Raw genomic sequence first — 18,392 nt, forward strand, 5'->3', positions numbered from 1 at the left:
ATGACAGAAAAACAGGAGCTTCTTTTGCAGCTCTTCCGAGAGGTTGACGCAATCTGCAAAAAACACAATCTTAGATATGTAATGGCCGGGGGAACCCTGATCGGTGTCCTTCGAAATGAAGGATTTATTCCGTGGGATGATGATGTGGATATCTACATGCCAAAGAGCGACTGGGATAAATTTGTGGAAATCTGCAAAACAGAAATACCACAGAACAGAGCGCTCTATTGCTCAGATGTAGACAGAACTTACACCAACGGATTTCCGAGATATGGAGGTACGGACAGCTGTGCGATCCATAAGCATCAGATTATCGGAGACGATAAGGCCGGAGAGATCATAGATGTCCTTACTCTTGATCCCATTCCGGATGATGACAGAGAGTATGAGAAGTACAGAACCCATATGATGATCTACACAGATCTTCTTAATATCAGCATGGTTGTGGGTGCAAGATGGGAAATTCCTGCTTTTCAGTATCTTTACTGGCTGTTCCGCTATAAATTTTTTGGAAAAGACAGAACCCTCAAAAAACTGGAAAAAATCATGTTTTCTTATAAAGAAGAGGAGTGCAGCCGCTACGCCATGCGCTGGGGTGGCTGCCCGTTTCTTTTTGACAAAGATATGATGTTTCCTGTGAAATATATGAATTTTGAAGGGGAAAAAGTAATGATTCCCCACAGGACAAGCGATTACCTGATCTGGCATTACGGAGATGAATGGTCTTATATACCGCCTCATGGGGAAAGAGAATCCCATGAGTCTATTTATGTTCCGGGTGCTTCTTATCAGGAGATCCGGGATGAGTATATGCCAAGAATCGACAAAAACCGAATCCGCAGGCAGATGACTTTCCGGAAATTTTACTGCCTTCTGATGGCAAAAGGTGACCATAAACTGGATAAGAAACGAAACCGCATCCGTGCAGGTGTAATTGCAAAAGATCTGGAAGCAAGGCTCCTGAGATCGGAGAAATCCCTGGAAACACTGCTTCTGGAAAAACGATACGATGTGCTGAATGAGATTTTTGACAGTTATTACCGCACACAGCTCAGTGTGGAATTTATCGGACGTGAAGATTACAAGGGAATCCAGCCGTTTTATCATCCGACTCTGGTTCCTGTGGAAGACGCTGTTTTCCAGGCAGCCATGCTGACACTGATTTATACGGAACGGGTCGGCAAGGCATGGAGGATGTATGAGGTTCGTAGAAAACTGGATCACCTTACTCCGGAAATGGAACAGACCGTAGAAGACATCCGCCTGTTCCGAAAAGCAGCCACTCATTATGAATTCCGTGAGATGAAAGAAGCGGAAACAATTGTCGATGATCTTCTGAAAAAATATCCGGATGCTCCGGGATTTGTGAAATTTAAGTGCAGATTTATCATGGCACGCATGGAAGAGTCCGGGAATACTTCTGAAGCGGAAAAATTCCTGGCATCCTGCAGAAAGCTCTTTCCACAGGACGGATATTTTATGAAATATCAGGGAGATCTTTTCTGGAAAAAAGGACTCTGGAGAGAAGCGTTATCCGGTTATGCCCGTGCAAGGGAATGTACAAACAACGGAATGGTACATCTGGAACTGGATAAGTTCTTTAAAGACAAAAAAATATCCGCAATAAAAGAATGCAGAAAACTTCTGGACAGCCATCAGAAAGACGAGGCCCTTTCCATGATGGAACTCTGGAAAAAACTGATGCCGGAAGATGAGAAAATTGACGGAGCACTTTATCTGGCAAAGGTATCCGCTGTCCGGACAAAGTTAGAACTGGAAGAACTGGTAAATGAACTTTACCTGAAAATAGGCATTTCTGATAAGATAGAAAAAGAGGCTCTTTCAGAAGAGATGCTTTACAGGGAAGCGCTTACCCAGGCATGGCAGAGATTTGGATATCCAGAAGTTCTGGCAGCTTACCATACCAGACTGATCTGTACAGACGATGAAAGCGAGATGGAATATCTGGCAGAAGAAGTACGGAGCTTTCTGTTCCATAAACAGTGGCAGGGAGAAACTTACAAACTTCTCGGAGATATCCGCAGAAAACAGGGACAGACAAAGGAAGCATTTGAAAATTATTTTAGGGCCCTGGAAAATATGCAGCACCCGTATCTCAAAACAGAGCTTTCCAGAATTTTCCTGGAAGATCTTTATAAGGGAAGCAGAAGAGCGGCATTTTTTGCAAAGAAAGCAGATGCCTCGGAATTTTTAAGTGTCTGGCTGGACAAATATGGAAGCCAGGAAGAGATCCAAAAGCTTCTGAAAAAGATCGTATAATTATGAAAAATCAACAGAAATGAGGCAGAGTGTATTGAACAGAGAACAGCAGAAAATACTGGAACTTCTTAAAGAAATAGATACCATATGCAGAAAAAATAAAATCACATATTTTCTATCTCCGTACTTTACCCTCTGCGCGGTAACCGGAAGACCTTTTCCGCAGAATCCCACAGCCGGGAATGTATACATGAAAACCGGCGATATGGAGAGGTTCAAGAATGCATTTGAGGAAGAACCGGAATTAAGAAGAGCACTGGAATCTATGGATAATAATAAACGCTTCCCGGGATTCTTTCTCCGGTATACAGATAAGGATACTCTGTATTACACCATGGATAACTACGGAAGATACCAATATCCCGGAATGGCGGTAAAAATTGTACCGCTGCAATGTGAGTACGGCCCGAAGAAAAAGTACATGTGGAACCGGATGCGGGAAGATGGATGGAAAAAAATCCGCGGAAAAAACAGTCAGTGGAAAACCAAAAGAGATTTTGCATGTATCTGGATGGTGCGTTTCCTTTCCCTCTGTGGAAGAGGCTGGCTGGCAAAAAGTATTTTCCGGGATCTGATTCACCAGCCCCAGGAAAACGTTCAGACTTATGTAATCCGTTTCCAAAACCAGAATATTTATTATCCTGCATATATTTTTGAGAACCCACAGGAAGTGGAACTTGAGGGAGAACGCTTTTTTGTTCCGGGAGATACCGATAAATATCTCACCATTGCCTTTGGAAAAAATTACGCAGATAAGGCGCCGGAAAATTATCGTCCAGCACCTACGACCATATGCAGCGCACTGATTCCCTGTGAAGAATTTATGCAGCAGTACGGCGGAGAGGCAAAAAAACTTGCCGCTGAAAGAAAAAGGCGAGAGGCCCGCAGAAAATACGGAATGAACTATAAACAGTACTTTAACCAGTGCTGGACATACGCGAAGTTCTGCGGAATAAAATATACCTGTGCAAGAGCATACAGGAAGAAAACAGGATATATCCGCAACCTGTATAAGAACCAGGATTACGTTCAGCTGGAAAACGTTTTTTCGGAATATACAGGAATGATGAATAAATGTCTGAAGTATGATGAAATATTTGAAGCGGATCCGGAAATACTGGATATATATATGAATTATCTGGAGAAAACAGGAAGGACACCGCTTCTTGAGAAGGTAAAAGAATATGTCTAATAAGATGAAGCTTACAGATTATGTTGTAGATTTTCTTGAAAAAAAAGGAATTCATGATTTTTTTGGATATCAGGGAACCATGATTGCACATCTGGTAAATTCCATCGAGAAGAATCCGGATGCCAGAAGTCATTCCAGTTATAACGAGCAGGGAGCTGCTTTTGCGGCCTGCGGCTATGCTCAGGCGAAGGATGCCTGCGGCTGCGCCTATGCTACAAGCGGCCCGGGAGCTGCCAATCTGCTCTCCGGTGTGGCAGATGCTTATTTTGATTCACTTCCGGTGATCTTTATTACCGGACAGCTCAATACCTACGAGTATTCCGGTATTGCAGGCCTTCGTCAGCAGGGATTTCAGGAAATTGATATGGTTTCCATGGCGAAGCCGGTAACCAAGTATGCCGTACAGGTCCGTGATCCAAAAAACATCGTCCGGGAACTGAACCTGGCATGGCAAATTGCCAACACAGGACGAAAAGGCCCGGTTCTTATTGACCTGCCCATGAATGTACAGAGAGGTGAGGTAGAAGATCCGGTTTATGATATGAAGTTTTCCGAGGAAGAGATCGAAGCAGCCGTCTATGGCAAAAATGATCCGGAAAATGGAGCTGCTTTTTACAGGGATGCCGTTGCAAAGGCGGATTCTTCTGACGCAGGGGAAGCCGCAGAATATATCCTGACGAAGATGAAAGAGGCGAAACGTCCGGTATTCATGATTGGCCACGGAGCAGATGGAGAAACGGAAAAAATGCTCACAGATCTCGCACGGGCCCATCACATTCCTGTGATCACAAGCGTACTTGCCCGGTCCGCTCTGGGCTTTCGGGATCCGCTGAATTTCGGATGCATCGGCGGTGCCTATGGACATCGTTATGCAAATATGATTGCCAACGCAAAAAGCGACCTTCTGCTTTGTTTTGGAATTTCTCTCTGTACCCGTCAGATCGGAACGAAAGTTCATGAATTTGCCAAAGGAGCGGAGATTATCCGGGTGGATATTGACCCTTATAACCTTCAGAGAGAAATCCATGAGGGAAGAAAAGGGGAGAAATGTTTTTGCGTCAGTGCAGAGGATGTGGTGCGTAAACTGACAAAGCAGCAGGCGCAGATTGGTTTTTATGAGGAATGGCTTGCCATCTGTCAGAAAATCCGAAAAGAGCTGGAGCAGGTGGACGATGCGACACCACAGCGTTATCCGAACCGTATGATCGCATACTTAAGTGATCAGCTATCCGATACAGAAGCTGTTGCTGTGGATGTGGGACAGCATATGGTCTGGAGCTACCAGTCTTTCCACAACCAGCAGGGCCAGAAGACACTTTTTTCCGGCGGACATGGCGCCATGGGATATGCACTTCCGGCAGCGATCGGCGCTTATTATGCTACAGGGAAACCGGTGGCATGTATCTGCGGAGACGGGGCCTTCCAGATGAATATTCAGGAACTGCAGTGGGTGAAACGTGAGAATATCCCGGTAAAAATGATCGTAATGAACAATGAGGCGCTGGGAATGATCCGCCATCTCCAGAGAGATTATTTTGACTGTGTGTATGCGGACACTTCTGATGGCAGCGGATTTTCATCCTGTGATTTTTTCGATGTGGCACAGGCTTATGGAATTTCCTCAAAGCGCATCCAGGGAGAAGATGTGGAAAAATATGCAGGTGAGTTTCTGGAACAGGATGGACCGGAGCTTCTGGAGATCATGTTGGAAAACGGCACCTACGCATACCCGAAGACCTGTCTGGGTGAGCCGATCCATAATCAGCAGCCTTATATACCGAAACCGATATTTGATGAACTGATGGAGTTATAAAATGGGAAAAATAACTGTAATCACAGGCGGAACTTCCGGAATCGGAAGGGGGATCGCCGAAAAGATCCTGGCAGAGTCAGCGAAAGAAGACAGGATCTTCGTAACATACGGACATGATGAGAAGAAGGCGGCCGCTTTTCTGGAGAGCCTTCCTGAGGAAAAAAGATCTCAGGTGATCCTGATGAAGGCAGATATGTCTTCCTATGATGAGATGATGGTTTTTGTGGAAGCGCTGAAGAAACAGGCTGACCATATTGACTGGCTGGTAAGCAACGCCGGGATCAGCACCTATGCAAAATATGAGGATTACAGCTTCGAGGAGTGGACACGGATCGTAAATACCAATCTTTCCGTGCCGGTATTTATGGTCAAAGAGCTGAGATCCATGATGGTGGAAGGGGGCAGTGTTCTCTTTACCGGTTCCTATGCCGGGCAGCAGGCGTATTCGTCTTCTCTTGTATACGGAGTCACCAAGGCAGCCATCCATTTTCTGACCAAATCCCTGGTAAAGGAATTTGAGCCAAAAGGCATTACCGTCAATGCTATTGCACCGGGCTTTATCGAAACTCCCTGGCACAGCGCCCGCACCCAGGAGAGCTACGACCGCATCAACAGAAAGATCGCTCTTCACAGGTTCGGAACTGTGGAGGAAGTGGCGGATATGGCTTATGCGGTGCTTTCCAATGGATATATGAATGGTAGCGTTGTAGATATTCATGGAGGTTACGATTACTTCTGAGAAAACTGTTAAGAAAATATTAAAAAGGCTTGACTTGCACCAGTGCTCTGTGATAAAATTGACGAGCGACATGGAAGTTAGGTCTTTTTTTTATGCCCGAAAATGACGACGGATATACGTTCCGGGCGGCGTAAAAAGGCCGTGCAAATGAAAACACTGGAGGTGGAAGTTGTGCGCGTTAAGATTACATTAGCATGCACCGAGTGCAAGCAGCGTAACTACAATATGACGAAGGAGAAAAAGAACCATCCTGAGAGAATGGAGACCAAGAAATATTGTAAGTTCTGTCATACACACACTCTGCACAAGGAAACAAAGTAATCACAGAGATTTGTGAGGTTATGCTATGGAAAAACAGAAATCTGCGGATAAGCCGCAGAAGAAAAGTTGGTTTCAGGGACTTCAGTCAGAATTTGAGAAGATTGTCTGGACAGACCGTCCCACACTGGCAAAGCAGACTGTTGTGGTCGTGATCATCACGATCATCCTGGCAGTGGTTATCAGTGTAATGGATTCCGGAATTCTGGAATGCATTAATTTCTTAATGAAGTAAGGACAAGGTGATTATATGTCAGAAGCAGCAAAATGGTACGTTGTCCATACCTATTCCGGGTATGAGAACAAGGTAAAAGCCAACATTGAAAAGACGATCGAGAACAGACACCTGGAAGACCAGATCCTGGAGGTACGTGTTCCGCTGCAGGATGTAGTGGAGATGAAGAACGGAACCTCAAGACAGGTTCAGAAAAAGATGTTTCCAGGCTATGTGCTTCTCAATATGGTGATGAATGACGATACCTGGTATGTTGTCCGTAACACCAGAGGTGTTACAGGATTCGTAGGACCGGGATCGAAGCCTGTGCCTCTTACAGAAGAGGAAATGATGCCGCTTGGTATCCAGAAACCGGATATCGAAGTGGACTTCGCAGAGGGCGACATGGTAGTCGTTACTGGTGGTGCATGGAAAGATACTGCAGGTGTGATCACAGGTATCAACATGCAGAAACAGACAGTAACGATCAATGTTGAGCTTTTCGGTCGTGAAACACCGGTAGAGATAAGTTTCACAGAAATCAAAAAAGCTGAGTAATTAAAAAACAAGGTAACAGCAAGTGGGAGGGACACACCCCCGCCAATACCACATAGGAGGTGCCGAAAATGGCAAAGAAAGTAACAGGATATATCAAATTACAGATTCCGGCTGGTAAAGCAACTCCAGCACCACCTGTAGGTCCGGCTCTTGGACAGCACGGTGTAAACATCGTACAGTTTACTAAGGAGTTCAACGCAAGAACAGCTGATCAGGGAGACCTTATCATCCCGGTTGTCATCACTGTTTACGCTGACAGAAGTTTCAGCTTCATAACCAAGACTCCGCCGGCAGCAGTTCTTCTTAAGAAAGCTGCAAACATCAAATCTGGTTCCGGTACACCGAACAAGACTAAAGTAGCTAAAGTTACTAAGGCACAGGTTCAGGAGATCGCTGAGCTGAAGATGAAAGACCTCAATGCAGCATCCATCGAGGCTGCTATGAGCATGATCGCCGGTACAGCAAGAAGTATGGGAATCGAAGTCGTAGACTAATAAATACCGAAGCTTAAGTTCGGGGTTCCCGTAGAAAAAGTGAAATTTTCAAGTGGGAGGGCTTTTCCCCGCAAATACCACAGGAGGTTATAGAAATGAAACGAGGAAAGAAATATGTGGAAGCTGCGAAAGCAGTAGACCGCGCAACATTATATGATGCACCAGAGGCTATCAGCCTTGTTAAAAAAGCAGCTGTAGCTAAGTTCGACGAGACCATCGAAGTTCACATCCGTACAGGCTGCGATGGACGTCATGCAGATCAGCAGATCCGTGGAGCAGTTGTTCTGCCACACGGAACAGGTAAAAAAGTTCGTGTACTTGTATTTGCTAAAGATGCTAAGGCAGAAGAGGCAAAGGCAGCAGGAGCAGACTTCGTAGGAGCTGAGGACCTCATTCCGAAGATCCAGAACGAGGGATGGCTTGACTTTGACGTTGTAGTTGCAACACCGGATATGATGGGCGTTGTAGGTCGTCTTGGTCGTGTACTTGGACCGAAAGGTTTAATGCCAAACCCGAAAGCTGGTACTGTAACAATGGACGTAACAAAAGCTGTTAACGACATTAAAGCAGGTAAGATCGAGTATCGTCTTGACAAATCCAACATCATCCATGTTCCGATCGGAAAGGCTTCCTTTACCGAGGAGCAGTTAAGCGACAACTTCCAGACGCTTATGGGAGCTATCACAAAGGCTAGACCTAGCACACTGAAAGGTCAGTATCTGAAGAGCGTTACAATCGCTCCGACAATGGGACCTGGTGTTAAGCTTAACCCGATTAAATTAGCTCAGTAATAAATTTTAAATACCCTGTACAGAGGAGACTTTGTACGGGGTATTTTTTTATACATTTATACACCTTGATTTTTTTTAACAAAAATTCTACAATAAGGCACAAACAGATTTAGAGAATTATTGGATTTTTTTATATATAGTTTACAGATGAAATTCCAGATTATGTTAATATAAAAAAGATGGGGAAAACAGCGCAGATATGTTTTCCAAAAGGGAAATTGGCAGATGAATTTATCTGAACAGGGAGTATAAATTGAGAACAAAAAAGTGCAAAGCGAAAAAAATAAAAAAAGAAATAAACAGAATAAAAATGGCACTCTGTCTGATTGTGGAGGCCATTGTGATCCTGATACTTGTGGTAATTATCGGCTGGAACAAGGGAGTGGGAGACTGGATGGAGTCTCTGCAGAGGCCGGTAGTCCGTAAACTGGAAATGAGTGGAATCAACAGTCCCTATGCAGTGCTGATGCAGGTAAAAGGCGGGAAGATCATCGGAAATATGAAGGGCGATGAGAAGATCTATCCTGCTTCCATGACGAAGATTATGACGGTAATTGTGGCGCTTGAGAACCTGGATGATCTGGATGAGGAGATTACACTGACACAGGAAATGTTTGCGGGACTTTATGAGCAGGATGCCACACAGGCAGGTTTTCAGCCAGGTGAAACAGTCCGTGCCATTGATCTTCTTTATGGTGCCATGCTGCCCTCCGGTGCGGAGTGCTGTATCGCACTGGCGGATACCGTAGGCGGTTCCAGAGATGGATTTGTGGAGATGATGAATAAAAAGGCACAGAGGCTCGGCATGAAAGGAACCCATTTCTGTGATACGACAGGCCTTCATGATCCGGATCACTACAGCACAGTAAGAGACATAGCGGTGCTTCTGAAGTATGCGTTAAAAAACGATACATTTCGGGAAATCATTGAAAGTCCGAGGCATTCTACCGGAGTTACCAATATTCATCCCAGCGGAATTACCTATTACAGCACAATGTTCAAGAATTTATCCGATACTTCGGTAACCGGAGGAAAGATTCTGGGTGGAAAAACCGGATACACCAGTGAAGCGGGCCTTTGTCTGGCAAGTTTTGCGGAAATTTACGGAAGAGAATATATTCTGGTAACTGCCGGTGCGGCAGGAAATACAGGAAACCCTCTTCATGTACAGGATGCGGTTACCATTTATAACCGGCTTGGAAACGCTATTGAAGCCCAGATGGGGGACAGTGGCCAGTCCTGATTTTTGTTACATAAAAAGAGGTCTGCATGTAAAGCAGGCCTCTTTTTCAGTTGATAATGATATGTTTCTTTATAAGTCGGTATGCGGATGAAGGGAAGAACTCCAACGTCCGGAAGCACCGCATGGAAGTACCAGTCCGGTTTCTTTTACAGGCAATCCAATCTCCTGTGATTCCACAGTTCCTTTCCACGGTTTCAGCTCTGTAGCCAGCATATAAGTCAGCACTGCAGGTGCAAGCCCTGTTGTATAGGAATTTACCAGGAAGAACAGAGGATCATCGCTTAAAATCTTTGTACAAAGTTTGATCAGCGGATGAATCGCATCCTCAATTTTCCAGATCTCACCTTTTGGTCCACGGCCGTAGGAAGGCGGGTCCATAATGATGGCGTCGTAATGGTTCCCTCTTCGGATCTCACGCTCCACAAACTTCACACAGTCATCCACCAGCCAGCGGATCGGTGCGCCGGAAAGGCCGGAAGCTGCCGCATTCTCTTTAGCCCAGGTCACCATACCCTTGGAAGCATCCACATGGGTAACGGAAGCACCAGCCGCTGCAGCAGCCAGAGTAGCACCGCCTGTATAAGCAAAAAGATTTAAGACCTTAATCGGGCGTCCAGCATTGCGGATTTTTTCACCGAACCAGTCCCAGTTTACGGCCTGCTCCGGAAAAAGTCCCGTATGTTTGAAGCTGAAAGGCTTCAGATTAAAAGTAAGATCTTTGTAATGGATCTCCCACTGATGCGGAAGATCAAAAAACTCCCACTCACCGCCACCACGGCTGCTTCTGTGATAATGTCCGTTCATATGCTTCCAGCCACGGTTCTTACGTGGAGTGTCCCAGATTACCTGGGGATCCGGACGAACCAGAAGATAGTCTCCCCAGCGCTCCAGCTTTTCTCCTTTTGATGTATCAATGACTTCATATTCTTTCCATCCATCTGCAATCCACATGATGTTTTATACCTCTTTCATACTAAATTTATATAACAGTTATATAGTAATGTTTTTTTCAGTATAGAGGAAAAACAGAAGCCATGCAAGAGAAGTGCAGGATTTTCCACGAAAGATTTGACAACAGCGCTTTTCCATACTAAAATGTACGAGAGATTTACAGAAGAAACACAGCAACCGCAGATATGAAACTGTGCACAAAAAGAGGAGAAGTAAACTTATGAAAAAATATTGTGAGATGAGCAGGGAAGAGCTACTCGATTTAAAGAAAGAACTCGACCGTGAGTTCGATGAGATCAAGGCAGAAGGCCTGGCACTGGACATGTCCCGTGGTAAACCGGCACCGGATCAGCTTGATCTTTCCATGAAAATGATGGAAGTACTTGCGGGCGATGCAGACCTGAAATGTGAGACCGGCGTGGACTGCCGTAACTATGGCGTTATCGATGGAATCCCGGAAGCTAAGAGACTTCTTGGTGAGATGTCTGAGGTAGAGCCTGAGAACATCATCATCTATGGTAACTCCAGCCTGAACGTAATGTTCGATACTATCGCACGTTCCTATTCCCATGGAGTAATGGGAAATACACCATGGTGCAAGCTTGACAAGGTAAAATTCCTCTGTCCTGTACCTGGATATGACCGTCACTTCCGTATCACAGAATTCTTCGGTATTGAGATGATCAACATTCCGATGTCTCCGGAAGGCCCGGATATGGATATGGTTGAGAAATACGTCAATGAAGACCCGGCAGTAAAGGGAATCTGGTGTGTTCCGAAATACTCCAACCCGCAGGGTTACACTTATTCCGAAGAGACCGTTAAACGTTTCGCACATCTGAAACCGGCAGCACCGGACTTCCGTATTTACTGGGATAACGCTTACAGCATCCACCATCTCTATGATGACAATCAGGATTTCCTTCTTGAGATCCTTGATGAGTGTGCGAAAGCAGGAAATCCGGACATTGTTTATAAATTTACTTCTACCTCCAAGGTAAGCTTCCCTGGTTCCGGTATCGCAGCAGTTGCTGCATCCAAGGCGAACCTGGATGACTTCCGCAAATACATGACTGTACAGACCATCGGACACGACAAGCTGAACCAGCTCCGTCACGTTCGTTTCTTCAAGGATATCAACGGACTGCATGAGCATATGAAGAAACACGCAGACATCCTTCGTCCGAAATTTGAGCTTGTTCTTGCAACACTGGATAAAGAACTTGACGGTCTCGGAATCGGTGAGTGGACCAAACCTCACGGCGGATATTTCATTTCCTTTGATGCAATGGAAAGCTGTGCAAAAGCCATCGTTGCCAAAGCAAAAGAAGCAGGTGTTGTCATGACTGGCGCCGGCGCAACCTATCCATATGGAAAGGACCCGAAAGACAGCAACATCCGTATTGCACCAAGCTATCCAAGCGTTGAGGAACTTGGCAAGGCAGCAGAGGTATTTGTTCTCTGTGTGAAGCTTGTAAGTGTGGAAAAACTTCTGGAGAAATAAATCTGTTACATCAGGCTGCCCGGTATTTCAGTGTACGTAATACCGGGCAGTTATAACTATCGGAGTGATATCATGGATGAGGAAAAAGAAAAAATGAAAACCGGCAGAAAAGTAGTTCTTGCACTGATCCTAATTCTGTTAATCCTTACAGCTGCAGCTTACGGGTACGGAGTTCATTATTTTACAGATCATTTTTTGCCAGGCTCTCAGGTAAACGGTTTTAACTGTTCCTATAAGACTACAGAGGAAACCGAGAATCTTCTGGCAAAAGAAGTGCAGGCATATGTTCTTACCGTAGAGACAAGAAATAACGGAAAAGAGAGCATCACTGCAAAAGAAGCCGGACTGGTGTATAAACCAGGTGACGGGGCAAAGAAATTGATAAAAAAACAGGACCGCTACAAATGGTTCCTGGCTTTCAATCAGAAGAAAAAATATACACTGGAAACAGAAACCGAATACAATGACCAGAATAAATTGACAGAAACCGTAAAAAAACTGAAATGCATGCAGAAAGACAACATGGAAAAACCGGAAGACGCATGTATCAGAGACAACGGTGAAACCTATGAAATCCAGCCGGAAAAAGAAGGAACTACCCTGGATACAAAAAAAGTCCAGAAAGTGATCAGGAAAGCCATTTCCGCAGGAGATAAAAGTGTCAGCCTGGAAAAGACAGACTGCTACAAAAAGCCGTCTGTATACAAAGATGATGCCACTCTGAAAAAAGACTGTGATCAGATGAACAAGCTTACCAGCTGTGTGATCACTTACGATTTTTCAGACCGGTCCGAGCAGCTTGACCGTAACACCATCAAAGACTGGCTGACAAAAGATGCAAACGGAGATTATACAGTAGACAAAAATCAGGTTGCGGCCTATGTGAACAGCCTGGGCTATAAATATGATACCTTTGGCTGTACCAGAACATTTACCACGTATGATGGCCGTCAGAAAACCATCAAAGGTGGTGACTATGGCTGGGCCATTGATCAGACTACAGAAACTGAATGGCTTTATAATGCCATTCTTGCTGGAACTACAGAAGTGAGACAGCCGGCGTATGCATACAGCGGACTTTGCAGAGACACCAATGATATTGGAAATACTTATGTAGAGATTGACCTGACCAACCAGAGAATGGTATTTTATAAAGATGGACAGCTTCTGGTAGATACACCGGTAGTTACCGGCTGTGTCCGAAAAGGCTATTCCACACCCACCGGATGTTTTGCCCTGGATGCCATGCGTTCACCGGCAGTCCTTAAGGGACCTGGATATGCGTCACCGGTTACATACTGGATGCCGTTTTCCGGCGGAGTTGGAATCCATGACGCAAGCTGGCGTTCACAGTATGGCGGACAGATCTACATCACAAACGGTTCCCATGGCTGTGTAAATACCCCGAAAGATCAGGCGGCAACCATTTATAATAATATTAGTGTAGGAGTACCGATCATAGTTTATGAATAAGAAATTAAAAGAAATATTAAAAGAATACGAAGAAAGAAAACACAAAATCATCAAGGGAGATGAAAGTATGAATATCGTTGTATTGGCAGGTGGAACCAGTACAGAAAGAGAGATCTCCATCGTAACAGGAACCGGTGTATGCAAGGCACTTCGCAAAAAAGGTCATAATGCCATTCTTGTAGATATTTTCTGCGGACTGGAGCCGGTGGACTGGGATGAGCCTTTTGGAGATAAAGATTATGAGGTAGATTCCGCAGCAGAGTATATGAGAAGCTTCGATGATGATATCGAAGAAATCAAACGCACAAGAAGAAGCTTTTTCGGACCGAATGTTCTGGAACTCTGCCAGGCAGCAGACATTGTATTTATGGGACTTCACGGTTCCAACGGAGAGGACGGAAAGGTTCAGGCAACCTTCGATCTTCTGGGAATCCGTTACACAGGAACCGGATACTTAAGCAGTGCCATTGCTATGGATAAAGGCCTCACCAAGAAGATTTTCCTCATGGATCAGGTACCTACACCGAAGGGTGTTTCCATGCTGAAAGAAAACTGTACAAGAAATATCCAGGATCTTGGCATGGAATTCCCGGTTGTTGTAAAAACATGCTGCGGTGGTTCCAGCGTAGGTGTTTATATTGTAAACAACCAGAAAGAATATGAGGATGCCATTGACGGTGCTTATTCTTATGAGGATGAAGTTGTTGTTGAGGAATACATCAAAGGCCGTGAGTTTTCCGTTGCCGTTGTAGATGGAAAAGCGTATCCGATCATCGAGATCGCACCGAAGCAGGGCTTTTACGATTACAAGAACAAATATCAGGCAGGTTCCACAGTAGAGACCTGTCCGGCAGAAATTTCTCCGGAACTAACTGAGAAGATGCAGCACTATGCAGAAGCTGGTGCAAAAGCTCTCTGCATCGAAGGCTACGCACGTTTTGACTTCATGATGAAAGAAAACGGCGATATGTACTGCCTGGAGGCAAACACACTTCCGGGAATGACACCAACCAGCCTGATTCCGCAGGAAGCAAAAGTTCTGGGAATCGACTATCCGGATCTCTGCGAAGAGCTGATCCGCATTTCTCTGAAGAAATACAGAAAATAAAATATCTGACCATAACTCCTCCCGTTGACAGAACAACAGGAGGAGTTTGTGGCAAAAGAAAGGATTTTATCATGAAAAATCTTACATTGGAAAATATCACAAAAGTCTGTAACGGCATTTATCACGGACCCCAGGAAAAACTTCAGGAAGAAGTGACGGCCATCACAACAGACAGTCGTAAAGTGGAAAAAGGCGGCCTTTTTGTTCCGGTAGTTGGAGAGCGTGTGGATGCTCACCGCTTTATCCCCCAGGTGATGGAAGCAGGCGCACTTGCAACTTTATCCGAGAGAGTTCTTGAAGGTGCGGATTATCCGTACATTCAGGTAGAATCTTCTCTTCAGGCAGTAAAAGACATTGCGGAGTTTTATCTGGAGCAGCTTGAGATTCCGGTTGTGGGAATCACAGGAAGTGTTGGAAAAACCAGCACAAAAGAGGTGATCGCCTCTGTCCTGAAAGAGAAATACCGCACCCTGAAAACCCAGGGGAATTTCAACAATGAGCTGGGACTTCCGCTGACTGTATTCCGCCTCCGTGACGAAGATGAGATTGCGGTCCTGGAAATGGGAATCAGTGATTTCGGCGAGATGACCCGTCTTGCAAAGATCGCGAAACCGGACACCTGCGTGATCACAAACATCGGAACCTGCCACCTGGAAAATCTTGGGGACAGAGATGGTGTCCTGAAGGCCAAAACAGAGATTTTTAAATATGTGAAGAAAAACATCGTACTCAACGGTGATGACGACAAACTTTCCACTGTAAAAGAATACAACGGCATCCAGCCGGTATTTTTCGGAAACGGAGAAAATGCTTCCGTTACCTGCGAAAATGTGGAGAGCCGCGGACTGAAAGGAATGAGTTGCGATATCTGTCTCAAAGGAAATATGGCAGAGAACGGAGAGTTCCAGAAATTCCACGTGGAGATTCCAATGCCTGGACGCCATATGGTATCCAATGCACTGGCGGCAGCAGCTATCGGAAGACTTTACGGACTGAATGCAGAGCAGATCAAAAACGGTATCGAAAGCCTGGAACCGGTCAGTGGAAGATTCAATATGATCGAGACTGACAAGTTCATGATCGTAGATGACTGCTACAATGCAAATCCTATGTCCATGAAAGCTTCTCTGGATGTTCTTCAGGACGGACTTGGAAGAAGAGTTGCCATCCTTGGAGATATGGGCGAACTTGGAACAGACGAAGTTGCACTTCATGAGGGCGTAGGTGTTCATGCAGGCCATTGTAAGATTGATGCCTGCATCTGTGTGGGACCGCTTGCGGCACACATTGCAAAAAAAGCATCTGAGACCAATCCGGACTTAACTGTTATTCAGGAAAACAATCTGGAAAGCCTTCTTAAGAACCTGAGCACCTATGTGAAACAGGGAGACACCATCCTTGTAAAAGCTTCCCACTTCATGAAATTTGAAAATGTAGTCAAAGCACTGCAGGAAATGTAAAAAGACCGAAAACAGGGCAATCATTTGACGAACGAAAATTCTTTCCAGACCTTTCTTTCAGAGGTATACTGTTTCTAAAGGAGTTTGCACAGGAAACTGTGTGAAACCGTAGGGAAAGGGAGGAGCTTATGCTGGAGACGATCATGAAGCTGAACATCCCCCTTTACGTCATGACATCTATGGGATGTATCGGCGGCTTGGGGATGCTGGCAACGAACCTTACCTACCGAAGAATGATTCGAAATACACAGCGATTACAGAATCTGAAAGAGAAATGGCTGAACCTGTGGAAATCAAGGGACAGGCTCTGGCACAGAATGAACCGTTTTGTATGGTATCCGTCCCTGTTTTGTACCTTTCTTCTGGCACTGTCTGTTTTTCTCAACAGCAGACTGGGACACAGAGAAGGCCTGCCTATGCTGTATCTTTATATAGGCGCGGCAGTGCCTGTGGCGTTGCTGCTTCTCCGTCAGGGACTGGATTTTTCGTACAAAGAAGAACTGGTGATGGCTTCTCTTGCAGACTACGTGGAACAGGTCCGGACCTGGGTGGAAGAAGTTCCGGTTCCCCAGAAAGCAGATCCCGTTTTGCAGGAAGAGATTGTGGATAAGATCACCAGAAGTATCCGCCAGACAGCCGCAACAGGAAGTCACTTCAGCAAGATGCTTTCTCCTGAGGAAGAAGAGATCATGAGGGAAATTATACGGGAGTTTATGAAAGAGTAGAAACAACAAAAATCTCCGGCAGATACGGTTCCTGGTATCCTGCCGGAGATTTTTTGTGTATTTGTGTAAGATAAGGATTCTTTGGCTGTCTGGGTTTACAGTCTGGTTATCAGCCCATGGAGATCGGGCCGCCGCGGAGTTTGCCTGCGGTGGTAATTCTCTTGATAGCAACCATGTATGCTGCCATACGGAGTGTTACGTTTTTCTCCTGGCTGAGGGCATAAACTTCGTTAAATGCGGTAAGCATGATCTTCTGAAGCATCTTGTTGACTTCATCAAGATCCCAGGTAAGGTTCTGGATGTTCTGTACCCACTCGAAGTAGGAAACAACAACACCACCTGCGTTGGAAAGGATATCCGGGCATACGATAATTCCTCTGGAGTTCAGGATCTCATCTGCCTCAACAGAAGTCGGTCCATTGGCTGCCTCGATAATGAGTTTGGCCTGGATGCGTCCTGCGTTGTCTTCTGTGATCTGGTTCTCCAGGGCAGCCGGGATCAGAACGTCGCATTTACATGTGATCAGGCCGTCGTTGGTAACGTGGGAAACACCTTCTGCTTCGTATTTATCGAGGGTATTTCCTTCGGAAATAAATTTGCGGATTGCCGGAATATCAAGTCCGTCCTCGCAGTAAAGACCGCCGGTATAATCACTGACAGCAACAACCTTCTGGCCATTCTTATAGAAAATCTCAGCGGCAGTTCCGCCAACATTTCCCATACCCTGAACAGCGATGGCTGCTTTTGCAGGGTCAATATTGTTCTTTTCCATGCACTGGTAAGCGATGATGGTAACGCCACGTCCGGTAGCTTCCACACGGCCTACGGAGCCGCCGATCTCGATCGGTTTTCCGGTAACAACACCTGGAACAGTATGGCCGGTGAACATGCTGTAAGTATCCATGATCCATGCCATAACCTCACCATTTGTATTAACATCCGGAGCTGGGATATCTTTATCCGGTCCGATAATCGGAAGGATACGTGTGGTATAACGACGGGTAAGGCGGATAAGCTCTGCTCTGGAAAGCTTGGATGGATCAACTTTGATACCACCTTTGGCACCGCCGTAAGGAATATTTACAACCGCACATTTGAAGGACATCCATGCTGCAAGAGCTTTTACTTCGTCCATGTCGGAATTCTGATGGTAACGGATGCCGCCCTTGCACGGTCCACGTGCGCTGGAATGCTGAACGCGGTATCCTTCAAATACCTTAATGGAACCGTCGTCCATACGGATCGGGATAGAAACCTTAAGTTCACGTTCCGGGTAGCAAAGTGTTGCGTAATCTTCGTAGCTGAGACCAAGAGCCTCTGCAGACTGCTTCAGGACAGAGAGCATATTGTCGTAAGGATTATACTTTTTATCTGCCATTGTTACCACTCCTTTGAAAATAAATATTTTTTCTCTTTCATTTAAGAATAATATTATTCATCTGATGAGCTGAGTATAGCACGCTGTATCTGAAAAGTAAATAATTTTATTCATGAAAATATATACAAAAATATTTATATCTTTTTGGCGC

17 protein-coding genes are annotated in these 18,392 nt (G+C 45.3%); 15 read left to right on the forward strand and 2 right to left on the reverse strand.

Annotated elements, in window-relative coordinates:
• From KQI39_RS03525 to KQI39_RS03570, 10 genes are all read left to right on the forward strand, one after another.
• On the forward strand, window positions 1-2,280 hold the full coding sequence (locus tag KQI39_RS03525; protein ID WP_216416566.1) for a LicD family protein: 2,280 nt from the start codon (window positions 1-3) through the stop codon (window positions 2,278-2,280).
• A 34-nt stretch (window positions 2,281-2,314) separates the two neighbouring features.
• Entirely contained in the window at window positions 2,315-3,472 is a 1,158-nt protein-coding gene (locus KQI39_RS03530; RefSeq protein WP_216416570.1) for a LicD family protein, read from the forward strand.
• Window positions 3,465-5,285, forward strand: coding sequence for a thiamine pyrophosphate-binding protein (locus KQI39_RS03535; RefSeq protein ID WP_253293054.1), 1,821 nt, complete (start codon window positions 3,465-3,467; stop codon window positions 5,283-5,285). Before KQI39_RS03530 ends, KQI39_RS03535 begins: the two co-directional genes overlap by 8 nt.
• 1 nt (window position 5,286) lies before the next feature.
• Complete coding sequence (locus KQI39_RS03540) at window positions 5,287-6,024, forward strand: SDR family NAD(P)-dependent oxidoreductase (protein WP_216416572.1); 738 nt, start codon at window positions 5,287-5,289, stop codon at window positions 6,022-6,024.
• Window positions 6,025-6,195: 171 nt separating this feature from the next.
• Window positions 6,196-6,345, forward strand: coding sequence for a 50S ribosomal protein L33 (rpmG, locus tag KQI39_RS03545; RefSeq protein ID WP_044961412.1), 150 nt, complete (start codon window positions 6,196-6,198; stop codon window positions 6,343-6,345).
• A gap of 25 nt (window positions 6,346-6,370) precedes the next feature.
• Window positions 6,371-6,577, forward strand: coding sequence for a preprotein translocase subunit SecE (secE, locus tag KQI39_RS03550; protein WP_118515828.1), 207 nt, complete (start codon window positions 6,371-6,373; stop codon window positions 6,575-6,577).
• Between the two features lie 15 nt (window positions 6,578-6,592).
• Window positions 6,593-7,114, forward strand: a complete 522-nt coding sequence (gene nusG / locus KQI39_RS03555) for a transcription termination/antitermination protein NusG (protein ID WP_015525332.1) — start codon at window positions 6,593-6,595, stop codon at window positions 7,112-7,114.
• Between the two features lie 68 nt (window positions 7,115-7,182).
• The gene (gene rplK / locus KQI39_RS03560) at window positions 7,183-7,608 is read left to right on the forward strand and encodes a 50S ribosomal protein L11 (RefSeq protein ID WP_015525333.1); all 426 of its coding nucleotides are present in this window, start codon (window positions 7,183-7,185) and stop codon (window positions 7,606-7,608) included.
• A gap of 95 nt (window positions 7,609-7,703) precedes the next feature.
• The gene (gene rplA / locus KQI39_RS03565; RefSeq protein ID WP_015525334.1) at window positions 7,704-8,399 is read left to right on the forward strand and encodes a 50S ribosomal protein L1; all 696 of its coding nucleotides are present in this window, start codon (window positions 7,704-7,706) and stop codon (window positions 8,397-8,399) included.
• 310 nt (window positions 8,400-8,709) lie between these two features.
• A complete protein-coding gene (locus KQI39_RS03570; protein WP_216416575.1) occupies window positions 8,710-9,642 on the forward strand; it encodes a D-alanyl-D-alanine carboxypeptidase family protein in 933 nt (310 codons plus the stop codon).
• 69 nt (window positions 9,643-9,711) lie between these two features.
• Here the strand turns inward: KQI39_RS03570 and KQI39_RS03575 are convergent, their stop codons facing one another.
• Window positions 9,712-10,593 carry a class I SAM-dependent methyltransferase gene (locus tag KQI39_RS03575; protein ID WP_148445438.1) on the reverse strand — a complete coding sequence of 294 codons (882 nt, stop codon included), beginning with the start codon at window positions 10,591-10,593 and terminating at the stop codon, window positions 9,712-9,714.
• Between the two features lie 220 nt (window positions 10,594-10,813).
• Here KQI39_RS03575 and KQI39_RS03580 point away from each other — a divergent pair, with 220 nt between their 5' ends.
• The 5 genes from KQI39_RS03580 to KQI39_RS03600 all read left to right on the forward strand — a co-directional run bounded on the left by KQI39_RS03580 (window position 10,814) and on the right by KQI39_RS03600 (window position 16,863).
• The gene (locus KQI39_RS03580; RefSeq protein ID WP_216416578.1) at window positions 10,814-12,097 is read left to right on the forward strand and encodes a PLP-dependent aminotransferase family protein; all 1,284 of its coding nucleotides are present in this window, start codon (window positions 10,814-10,816) and stop codon (window positions 12,095-12,097) included.
• A gap of 72 nt (window positions 12,098-12,169) precedes the next feature.
• A complete protein-coding gene (locus KQI39_RS03585; protein ID WP_216416581.1) occupies window positions 12,170-13,570 on the forward strand; it encodes a L,D-transpeptidase family protein in 1,401 nt (466 codons plus the stop codon).
• Between the two features lie 67 nt (window positions 13,571-13,637).
• The gene (locus tag KQI39_RS03590) at window positions 13,638-14,678 is read left to right on the forward strand and encodes a D-alanine--D-alanine ligase family protein (protein ID WP_216416822.1); all 1,041 of its coding nucleotides are present in this window, start codon (window positions 13,638-13,640) and stop codon (window positions 14,676-14,678) included.
• 71 nt (window positions 14,679-14,749) lie between these two features.
• Window positions 14,750-16,138, forward strand: a complete 1,389-nt coding sequence (locus KQI39_RS03595) for a UDP-N-acetylmuramoyl-tripeptide--D-alanyl-D-alanine ligase (protein WP_216416584.1) — start codon at window positions 14,750-14,752, stop codon at window positions 16,136-16,138.
• A 128-nt stretch (window positions 16,139-16,266) separates the two neighbouring features.
• Window positions 16,267-16,863, forward strand: a complete 597-nt coding sequence (locus tag KQI39_RS03600) for a hypothetical protein (RefSeq protein WP_148445425.1) — start codon at window positions 16,267-16,269, stop codon at window positions 16,861-16,863.
• A 109-nt stretch (window positions 16,864-16,972) separates the two neighbouring features.
• Here KQI39_RS03600 and KQI39_RS03605 read toward each other — a convergent pair whose 3' ends face one another.
• Entirely contained in the window at window positions 16,973-18,241 is a 1,269-nt protein-coding gene (locus KQI39_RS03605; protein WP_216416587.1) for a Glu/Leu/Phe/Val family dehydrogenase, read from the reverse strand.
• Between the last annotated feature and the right edge of the window lie 151 nt (window positions 18,242-18,392).

The organism is Blautia sp. MSJ-36, from assembly GCF_018917985.1.
Taxonomy (GTDB): domain Bacteria; phylum Bacillota; class Clostridia; order Lachnospirales; family Lachnospiraceae; genus Blautia_A.

Excerpts from the sequence above, each read along its gene's own strand:
- KQI39_RS03525 (WP_216416566.1), top strand. The coding sequence starts at position 1 with ATGACAGAAAAACAGGAGCTTCTTTTGCAGCTCTTCCGAGAGGTTGAC.
- KQI39_RS03535 (WP_253293054.1), top strand. The coding sequence starts at position 3,465 with ATGTCTAATAAGATGAAGCTTACAGATTATGTTGTAGATTTTCTTGAA.
- KQI39_RS03540 (WP_216416572.1), top strand. The coding sequence starts at position 5,287 with ATGGGAAAAATAACTGTAATCACAGGCGGAACTTCCGGAATCGGAAGG.
- secE (WP_118515828.1), top strand. The coding sequence starts at position 6,371 with ATGGAAAAACAGAAATCTGCGGATAAGCCGCAGAAGAAAAGTTGGTTT.
- nusG (WP_015525332.1), top strand. The coding sequence starts at position 6,593 with ATGTCAGAAGCAGCAAAATGGTACGTTGTCCATACCTATTCCGGGTAT.
- rplK (WP_015525333.1), top strand. The coding sequence starts at position 7,183 with ATGGCAAAGAAAGTAACAGGATATATCAAATTACAGATTCCGGCTGGT.
- rplA (WP_015525334.1), top strand. The coding sequence starts at position 7,704 with ATGAAACGAGGAAAGAAATATGTGGAAGCTGCGAAAGCAGTAGACCGC.
- KQI39_RS03570 (WP_216416575.1), top strand. The coding sequence starts at position 8,710 with ATGGCACTCTGTCTGATTGTGGAGGCCATTGTGATCCTGATACTTGTG.
- KQI39_RS03575 (WP_148445438.1), bottom strand. The coding sequence starts at position 10,593 with ATGTGGATTGCAGATGGATGGAAAGAATATGAAGTCATTGATACATCA.
- KQI39_RS03580 (WP_216416578.1), top strand. The coding sequence starts at position 10,814 with ATGAAAAAATATTGTGAGATGAGCAGGGAAGAGCTACTCGATTTAAAG.
- KQI39_RS03585 (WP_216416581.1), top strand. The coding sequence starts at position 12,170 with ATGGATGAGGAAAAAGAAAAAATGAAAACCGGCAGAAAAGTAGTTCTT.
- KQI39_RS03590 (WP_216416822.1), top strand. The coding sequence starts at position 13,638 with ATGAATATCGTTGTATTGGCAGGTGGAACCAGTACAGAAAGAGAGATC.
- KQI39_RS03595 (WP_216416584.1), top strand. The coding sequence starts at position 14,750 with ATGAAAAATCTTACATTGGAAAATATCACAAAAGTCTGTAACGGCATT.
- KQI39_RS03600 (WP_148445425.1), top strand. The coding sequence starts at position 16,267 with ATGCTGGAGACGATCATGAAGCTGAACATCCCCCTTTACGTCATGACA.
- KQI39_RS03605 (WP_216416587.1), bottom strand. The coding sequence starts at position 18,241 with ATGGCAGATAAAAAGTATAATCCTTACGACAATATGCTCTCTGTCCTG.